Source organism: Streptococcus sp. HMSC072G04 (assembly GCF_001813295.1).
GTDB lineage: Bacteria > Bacillota > Bacilli > Lactobacillales > Streptococcaceae > Streptococcus.
Genome location: NZ_KV812002.1, coordinates 40,180 through 49,184, shown reverse-complemented (window position 1 = coordinate 49,184; position 9,005 = coordinate 40,180). Strand labels below are relative to the sequence as shown.

Below are 9,005 nucleotides of genomic sequence, written 5' to 3'. Positions count from 1 at the left end.
TGAGAGGCTAGGACTTTTGTCCTAGCCTCTTTACTCTTGTTTCTTAATAAAGATCTAAATAGTTATCTACTTCCCATTGAGATACGAAGGTCGCATAGCTTGCCCATTCGATTCGTTTGGCTTCAAGGAAGCTGGTGTAGATGTGCTCACCCAAGGCAGCTTTCACCACTTCGTCTTCTGTCAAGGCTTTCAAAGCATTGTGAAGGGTAGAAGGTAGATCTGTGATTCCAGCTGCTCTACGTTCTTCCGGTGTCATCACATAGATATTTTCTTCGATCGGAGCAGGTGCTTCGATTTTATTTTCAATCCCGTGAAGGCCGACTTCAAGCAAGACTGCCAAGGCTACATAAGGATTGGCCATTGGGTCTACGGAACGCAATTCCAAACGAGTTCCCATACCACGTGAGGCTGGCACACGTACCAATGGGGAACGGTTGCGACCTGCCCAAGCGATATAAACAGGTGCTTCATATCCAGGAACCAAACGTTTATAAGAGTTGACGGTTGGGTTGGTCACGGCTGTAAAGTTGTAGGCATGCTTGATCAAACCACCCAAGAAGTGATAAGCAGTTTCTGACAATTGCATTCCACGTGGATCTTCTGGATCAAAGAAGGCATTGTTGCCATCTTGGTCAAAGAGAGACATATTACAGTGCATACCTGATCCGGCAATTCCAAATTTTGGTTTGGCCATAAAGGTTGCATACAAGCCGTGTTTACGAGCGATGGTCTTCACAACGAGTTTAAAGATTTGGATCTTGTCACAAGCGCGAAGCACTTCGTCATACTTAAAGTCGATTTCATGCTGACCAACGGCCACTTCGTGGTGGCTGGCTTCTACTTCAAAGCCCATCTTAGTCAAGACATTTACGATTTCACGACGAGTGTTATCCGCAAGATCTGTTGGAGCCAAGTCAAAATAGCCACCTTTGTCGTTTACTTCAAGAGTTGGATCTCCATTTTCGTCCAACTTGAAGAGGAAGAATTCTGGTTCTGGACCAAGGTTAAAGGATTTGAATCCAAGTTCTTCCATATGACGAAGGGCACGTTTCAAGTTGCCACGTGGGTCTCCTGCAAATGGTTCTCCTTCTGTCGTATAGACATCACAGATCAAGCCAGCTACGCTACCATTTTCATCTCCCCAAGGAAAGACTGTCCATGTATCCAAATCTGGGTAAAGATACATATCTGACTCGTTGATACGGACAAATCCTTCGATAGAAGAACCATCAAACATGGCTTTGTTTGAAAGAACCTTGTCCAGTTGCTCATCGGTAGCTGGAATTTCGACGTTCTTCATGGTTCCCAAAATATCAGAGAACATCAAGCGAATAAAAGTAACATTTTTTTCTTTTACTTCACGGCGAATATCTGCAGCAGTAATTGACATTTTTGTCTCCTTAAAATAGATTACAAGCTTATGAAATGATCAACGAAATTGACCATATGGCGATGGGGAAGATGTGAAGCGACTTTGCTGAAGAATGTCACGATGAAGAGCCTTACGGATCTCTTCTTGACTGACAACCTTGGTTTGCTCTTGCTCTTTTTCCGCATATTTCTTCTTAATATCCGCAATATTGAAGCCATCTGAGATATAATCTTTGATCTCAAGCAGGCGGTCCATATCGTCCAACGAATACATGCGGCGATTGCCTTCTGTCCGATCAGGAGAAATCAATCCCTGATCTTCATAATAACGAATCTGGCGAGCTGTCAAGTCGGTCAGCTTCATAACACTGCCAATCGGAAAGACTGCCAGCGAGCGTCGTAATTCCTTTTCCTTCATACCATTCCTCTTTCTATTCTATTATATCGAAAAAAAAATCTATGTCAAGATTAAATGTTACATAATCTTACATAGGTTTTTTGTGTTTCTTGAGAAAATCGCGAATGCGATCCACATCCGAATTGACCAAAATCGCAACGAAAACGCCAATAAATGTCTCAAATATTCGGGCAAAAACATACAAGAAGGTTTCTCCGTTAGGAATCGAGAGGGTAATGATCAGCATTGCCGAAACTCCTCCGATAATTCCTGCTTTGTTATTCATAGCGACATTTGTCATAATGGTTAACATGGTCGCAATGGGTACAAAAATAAGAGTCACCCAATACGCCCCATGAAAGAGCGTTTTTAAAAGGAAGAACAATACGGCATAAAAACCTCCGATACTGTTGCCCATGACACGCGAAGCCCCGAAGTGGACACTCTTATCAAAATCTTCCCTCAAGCTAAAAACAGCTCTCAAAGTCCCGATCTGAAGGCCTCGCCAGCCAAATATTCCAAAAATAAGTAGCACAATAAAAACGGCAATCCCTGTTTTAAAGGTTCTCATTCCCAAACGGAATTTGGACCAATCAAATTTGTGTCGTTTAAAGTAATCCATGGTCACCTATCTTTCTATTTCTATTATTCTACCATATTTTCCGAAAGGAGAGAACAGATATCAATAGAAAGAAAAAAGAGAGTGGGACAGAAATCGGTAATTCATTAGAATTCGATTTCGTCGTCCCACCTCCGAACAGTTGAGTAGGGCTGTAAAAACTGATGAAATCAGCGTAGTAGAGCCCACTCAACCACTGCGTTTTGCTCGACAATTCAAAGATAATTGAGAGGCTAGGACTTTTGTCCCAGCCTCTTTCATTCTATTTAGATTATTTGTCTGTAAGAGCAGCCAATCCTGGAAGTTCTTTACCTTCAAGGAGTTCCATAGAAGCACCACCACCAGTAGAGATCCATGAGAATTTGTCTGCACGGCCAAGGTTGATCGCAGCAGCAGCTGAGTCACCACCACCGATGATTGATTTAACGCCTGGTTGTTTCACGATAGCGTCCATCACACCGATTGTACCAGCTTGGAAGTCAGGATTTTCAAATACACCCATAGGTCCGTTCCATACAACTGTTTTCGCACCAGTCAATTCTTGGTCGAACTTAGCGATTGATTTAGGACCGATATCAAGACCAAGGAACCCTGGATCTACTGCTTCACCTTCAGTGTCTTTCACTTCAGTGTAGTCAGCAAATGCGTTCGCTTCTTTTGAGTCAACTGGCAAGATCAATTTGCCGTTTGATTTTTCAAGAAGAGCTTTCGCCACATCCAATTTGTCTTCTTCTACAAGTGAGTTACCGATTTCGATACCTTGAGCTTTGTAGAATGTGTAAGTCATCCCACCACCGATAAGAACTTTATCAGCTTTTTCAAGCAAGTTTTCGATAACACCGATCTTGTCAGATACTTTAGATCCACCAAGGATAGCTACGAATGGACGTTCTGGAGCTTCAACTGCTTCTTTGATGTAAGCAATTTCATTTTCAAGAAGGAATCCAGCAACAGCTTTCTCAACGTTTGCAGAGATACCAACGTTAGATGCGTGTGCACGGTGAGCAGTACCGAATGCATCGTTTACGAAGATACCATCTCCAAGTGATGCCCAGTATTTACCAAGTTCAGGATCGTTTTTAGATTCTTTCTTGCCATCAACATCTTCGAAACGAGTGTTTTCAACCAAGAGAACTTGTCCATCTTCAAGAGCGTTAACAGCTGCTTCCAATTCAGCACCACGTGTAACACCTGGAATAAATTTCACTTCTTGACCCAATTTAGCAGCCAAGTCAGCAGCTACAGGAGCAAGTGATTTACCTTCTTTATCTGCTTCTTCTTTTACACGTCCAAGGTGAGAGAAGAGGATTGCACGTCCACCTTGTTCAAGGATGTACTTGATAGTTGGAAGAGCTGCAGTGATACGGTTATCGTTAGTGATCACGCCATCTTTTACAGGAACGTTGAAGTCAACACGAACGAGAACTTTTTTCCCTTTCAAGTCAACGTCTTTAACAGTCAATTTTGCCATTAGATATGACTCCTTCTTTTTTTAATACATGATAATTATATCACAAAAGCTGTAAAAGAGGTAGAAAAATCCAATGCTTTTCCCCTCTAATTCACAGGATCCGAACAACACTTCTAGATACAAGATCAAACCTCTCTGGTTTTCACCAGAGAGGTTTTTTGAGAGTGACTTTTTTAGTGAACAAAAGAATCCTGTAAAAGACTTACTCTTCTTTCTTCTTACCAGCCAAGAGGAAGCCGCCTAAGGCTGCTAGAAGAACAGCTTCAGCTGCAAAGGAAGCTTCTAGGCTTGCCGTATTTGGCAAGTGTTCCGATTGACTTTCTTTGCTGGCATCTTTTGTTTCTTGCTGAGCCGTTGGCTGTGAGTTCGTTCCTTGGTGGGTACTTAACAACTGATGGATCTCTTGATCGACCATATCCTTGTGTTCTTCCTCTTGATGACCCGCTTGAGTAGAAGTCGTTGGGGCCAACTGATCCACTTGAGAAGACTCTGTAGGCTTCAGTGGATTAGCTGGATCCGGAGTCACTGGGGTAGCTGGTTGGACTGGCTGATTTGGTTGAGCCGGTTCTTCTGGTTTGATCGGTTGATCTGGTCCTTCCGTTTTTGCTAGCTTATAGACAATCGCATAGTGGGTAAAGTGAGGAGCTGTAAAGATGACCACATCTCCAACTCTCTCAAAGGCCAAGGATTGAGGAGCTTGACCTTCTGGGAAGAAGAGAACTTGCTCCACTTCTTTATCCTTATCCACAGGGATTTTCACAAGGGATGGATGGTGGGTATCGATATCTTGACCGCTGGCATCCACGCCTTCAATATCAAAGACGATTCCTTCTCGACCCTTCAGCTCTTCTTTTTCTGCCTGATTGGCTTCAACTTTTGCGACTTTTAGTCCTTTGACAACGGTTGGCTCTAAGTTGGAGAATTGAACTTCGACTCCAGTCGCAGGGTCTACAAAGACCGCTGGCTTATCTTCTTTCAGGAGCGCAATCAAGGTCTCTAGACCTGTCTTAGCTGTTCCAAGCGCTTCAGGAGTGAGCTCTGAAGAAGCTAGGAGTTCTTTATTTTTCTCCAGGAGTGCCTGTAAAGCTTCACCAGAAGGGTGATTTGGCTTGCTTGCTAATAGAGCAGTCGCTTCTATTGTTAGGGCAGAGAGAGCTTCTTTTTCTTTTGTTAGATTGGCTTGACCATCCAAGGCTTTCAAGAGAGCGGTCAATTGGTTCAACTGTTCATTGACTTGATCTTGTGTGCTGGTATCATGCTCTTTCAAGACTTTTTCAGAAGCAGCCATTCCAGCTAGCAAAGCTTCTTTGACTTCAGGAGTGGCAAAAGTAAAGTCTACTTTGGCTTTTGCAGCTTCAGCTTCAGCCAATTTTTGCTTGAGGTATTCATCGTTGAGAGCTGGTTTTGGATTGACGAGGACATCAAAGCTTGTGCTAGCTCCTTTGTAATGGACCGTGATGGTTTGACGGCCTTCCTTGGTTGTATCAAAGCCAGTCACTTCCACACCTTCATCTGTCAAGGCATGCGTTTCGGTCGTTTCATCTTCAAAGACGACTGTAAAGCGTCCACCCTCCTTCTCCAATGCTTCTCCGACAATATATTCCACTTTTGGTTTGTCGGTCAATTCTAGACCAGCAACTGCTTTTTCACCTGCTTCCTCTGCACTGACCACAAAAACAGTGAGGGTCTTATCCAATTTCTGACCAAGGTAAGAGACTTCTAGGTGTTGTTCTCCAAGCTTGCTACTGTCAAATCCATGAATCTCTACACCTGAGTTGGTGAGGTTGACCAGTTGATCTGCTTGGCCATCTTTATAATGAACGCGGAGAGTCGCCCCTTTCAAGGAAAGGGCATCGCCTTCCCGGTAGACCTTCTTGGTCAAGCCATCTTCAAATTGGAGTCCCGCAATTTCTTTATCATTCTTTGGAACTTCGATCGCTAGAACATTACTGATATCTTTACCAGGAACTTGTGCACGATAGTAAAGAAGAGACGGGGTTGATTCAAAAGCCAATGGTTTAAAGATGAGATTTCCAGCTTGATCGCCTGTCATGGTCGCAATTGGACTAGTGGCTTCTTTATCGGCATAAAGAGTCAGTGTGGTATTGGCCGGAACATCTTTGAAACCGACTTGGACAAAATGATTACCTAGGTTTTGCGCTGCAGCATTTTTCATCGGGATGTTGACCGTCTCAGTATCTAGACTTTCATACATCTTCCAGTTGTAAATCCGGATGGCTTGCCATGGGGTGCCGTTATCTGCTGTAATGACATGGAGACGCCAGTCTTGAGCCTTGATCGGATGATCAAGTGTAATGTCAGACACATGGGCTTTATTGCCACGAACTTCCTTAGCGAGCTTCCATTCACCCGCTTCATCCTTGTAGTAAAGGTCGAAGTCACGGGTATTCATCTTGCCATCATCGACAGATTCCCCACCAGCACCGGCATGGTCCATGACCCAACGAACAATGGTCCGAGGTTGTGTCAAGCGGATATCGACGGTTCCACTCAATTGAGCAGAAGACCATTTATCTGAAAGACTGGTAATGGTCCCATTTAACATGCCTTCAATGCCTTCACTACCATCCGCATCTGGGAAGCTCGAACCGATCACTTTGGCTCCAATGACCACGTTTGGTGTTAAAGCTTTTGGTAGACTGGTATCTGACACGGTCATACCCCAATCAAAGGCTACAGTTCCCGCATCTGAACGTTGGCCATTCTTCCCAACTGCCACAACCTTGAGGTCCTGAGTCGTTCCTTCAGCACTTGCTGAACGGCTAACTTTTGGTAGATAGACGGTTGTCGCAGAAGACCCTGTTAAAAGACGCCATTTGTCACCATCTTTTTCATAGACTTCATAATAATCCGCATCTGCTACCCCTTTAAAATTGAGGACTGCTTCTGCTTCTTGCGCATTTTGTAGACGTTTTGCCCGAACGGATACTTCTGCTGGAGTCCCTGGTTTCTCTTGGTTCGACGTAATCGACAATTGGCCGAGATTAAATTTGTAGTCTTTGACATCCGTATCATGGTCAAAGAACATCTTCACAGCATAAATGGTCTTGCCAGCCAAGCCTCCCAAATCAAAGGTTTGAGTGGACCAATCCGCACTTGGTGTCAATTCTTTCCATTCGTATTCAGAGTAGTCTTCTTTGGTGGCAACAGCTACCCAGGCAGCTGCTCCGATCCCACCTTTATGACTGACGCTCAATTTTGTCGTTTCTGTCACAGGGATCTTGGTCGAATAGAGCATGACATTTTGACTGCTATTGGCTTTTAAATCTCCTTCAAAGGCTAGAGAGTTCCCTCCATTGTAGGCTTGATCAAAATCATAGCGCCCTTTCAATGGCGTACTATCTTCACTATGTTCTACCCACCAACGCCAGGTTGGAAGGTAGCCAGAAACAGAACGGTAGTTCCACTCCCCTTCTTTAGAAATCTTGCCATCCACAAACCAATGTTTGCCGTGGCCTGTATTAAAGGACGTATTGAAATCAGCACTTGTAATTGGCGTTTTATCCACTACTAGATTGGACATCCCGTACCAAGATTGGTCTGCTGGTTTTCCTTTGGTTGGATCCCCTTGGAAACCAGTCCAGAATAAATCTTCATGAGTATGGTAACCTTCTCCTGTCTTTCCTAGACCTGTAATGGTATCAGGCGCATAAAGACCAAGGGATAGACGCAACTTGCCATGTTCATCTAAAATGGCATTCCAGTCTACATTAGTCTTATAAGAGCCTCCTTTTTGGAGCTCAAGTCCAGCTAGAACATCATAAGGATTCCGATGAATCCATTTGGCTGTACTGATGGAATAATCCACTTCTGATTTGCCCCAGTTAAAGTTAGCAAAGAAGGTATCCACTGGATTTTCCCCATTTTCTGGCTGCATGAAATTGTAGTTGTATTCTCCCAGCGCATTCTCATGGTAACGGCCATATTCATAGGTCATAGCATCATACCAGGAATACTTAATCGGATAGTTCAGACTCTTCGCATATTCCTTGGTATAAAGAAGAAAATCTCTCAATTTTGGACCCAATGGTTCTACAAGATTTCCGGTCGTTTCTTGGTTGATAAAGTAACCATCAAAGCCATAGTACTTGGCAAGTTCGACTAATTTACGGGCGATCGGGAAGGTTTTAGAGCCTTCACTATCTTCTTTCAAGGTTTCCGCAAAATGTTCTTGATCCTTGATGCTGCTAGACCAGTTATAAAAGATTGTTCCATAAATAGGAACCCCATTTCTATGAGCCGCATCAATCACGTCTGCTGAAGGGACAAGTCCTTCCCAAAAGACCATGGAGTCCAAATATTGCCAGTAATCAAAAGCATAGGCCTTAAACTCTTCCCCGCCAACAGACGCATGATCCTTGGCTTTAGAGTTCATGTTTGACAGCGCTTGTATCTTAGCTTCAGGGTTGGCTTGTTCATTAATTTGTTTCCCTTGAAAACGACTCGCAAGTGGGACGCTTGCTCTATTCATATCGTCATCCACTCGTTTTCCTGGTTCCCACTTCAAGAGATCTTCCCAGGTATCGAACTTAACTTCTTTGGGTCTTAATTGTTTTTCTTCATTGGTTGGTAAATCAGCCACTTTTTCAGCAGTAGCTTTCGGTTTTTCAGTCTCTAAAACAGCTGGAGTATCTGTAGTTGTCGAGCTAGCTTCTGTACTTGTAGGACTAGCCTCTGGAGTGAGCGCTTCTGCGGCTGGTTTTTCCGTTTCTGCAGAAGGTAAGACTGCATCTGCAGTATAGACGCTAGCTTCTCTCACTAGATGATTGACGTCTTCGGTCGTTGCTGAAGAGCTTTCCAAGGGTTGTTCACTAGTAGAAACCGCCTCATCTGCAGAGACAGCGCCTGTTCCTAAAAATGCTAACCCAATCAATGCGGAGCAAACTCCCACACTGAATTTTCGTATACTAAATCGTTCTTTCTTTTCAAATAGATGTCCTTTCATCTTGATCTCCTTGTATAGTTTTTTCTTTTTCTTGAGCGATTTCCTTTGGCTCCTTTCTCTACGACCTGTAATCGCTTTCATTTTATTGTATTAGAAATCTCCAATCAAGAATAGGATACCCTAATCTATTTAGCACTGTCAATCCATTTTGGCAATTCCTATAATATGATGAGAAAGCCCT

Annotated in this window: 5 protein-coding genes; all 5 read right to left on the bottom strand. The window is 43.6% G+C overall.

All coding sequences use genetic code 11. The features are described 5' to 3' along the window. Positions 1-43: 43 nt before the first annotated feature. Positions 44-1,390: a type I glutamate--ammonia ligase gene (gene glnA / locus HMPREF2904_RS00470; protein ID WP_003008870.1), complete on the bottom strand. Its 1,347-nt coding sequence runs from the start codon at positions 1,388-1,390 to the stop codon at positions 44-46. A gap of 39 nt (positions 1,391-1,429) precedes the next feature. Then, on the bottom strand, positions 1,430-1,789 hold the full coding sequence (locus HMPREF2904_RS00465; protein ID WP_003008872.1) for a MerR family transcriptional regulator: 360 nt from the start codon (positions 1,787-1,789) through the stop codon (positions 1,430-1,432). A gap of 67 nt (positions 1,790-1,856) precedes the next feature. Then, positions 1,857-2,390 carry an FUSC family protein gene (locus HMPREF2904_RS00460; RefSeq protein WP_070659306.1) on the bottom strand — a complete coding sequence of 178 codons (534 nt, stop codon included), beginning with the start codon at positions 2,388-2,390 and terminating at the stop codon, positions 1,857-1,859. Between the two features lie 268 nt (positions 2,391-2,658). Next, positions 2,659-3,858, bottom strand: coding sequence for a phosphoglycerate kinase (pgk, locus tag HMPREF2904_RS00455; RefSeq protein WP_003002974.1), 1,200 nt, complete (start codon positions 3,856-3,858; stop codon positions 2,659-2,661). Positions 3,859-4,060: 202 nt separating this feature from the next. Continuing rightward, positions 4,061-8,824 (bottom strand): endo-beta-N-acetylglucosaminidase, encoded by a 4,764-nt coding sequence (locus HMPREF2904_RS00450; RefSeq protein ID WP_083307510.1) that lies wholly within the window; start codon positions 8,822-8,824, stop codon positions 4,061-4,063. Positions 8,825-9,005 lie beyond the last annotated feature (181 nt).

Coding starts and splice junctions, on each gene's coding strand:
- HMPREF2904_RS00465 (WP_003008872.1), bottom strand. CDS start 1,789: ATGAAGGAAAAGGAATTACGACGCTCGCTGGCAGTCTTTCCGATTGGC.
- HMPREF2904_RS00460 (WP_070659306.1), bottom strand. CDS start 2,390: ATGGATTACTTTAAACGACACAAATTTGATTGGTCCAAATTCCGTTTG.
- HMPREF2904_RS00450 (WP_083307510.1), bottom strand. CDS start 8,824: ATGAAAGGACATCTATTTGAAAAGAAAGAACGATTTAGTATACGAAAA.
- pgk (WP_003002974.1), bottom strand. CDS start 3,858: ATGGCAAAATTGACTGTTAAAGACGTTGACTTGAAAGGGAAAAAAGTT.
- glnA (WP_003008870.1), bottom strand. CDS start 1,390: ATGTCAATTACTGCTGCAGATATTCGCCGTGAAGTAAAAGAAAAAAAT.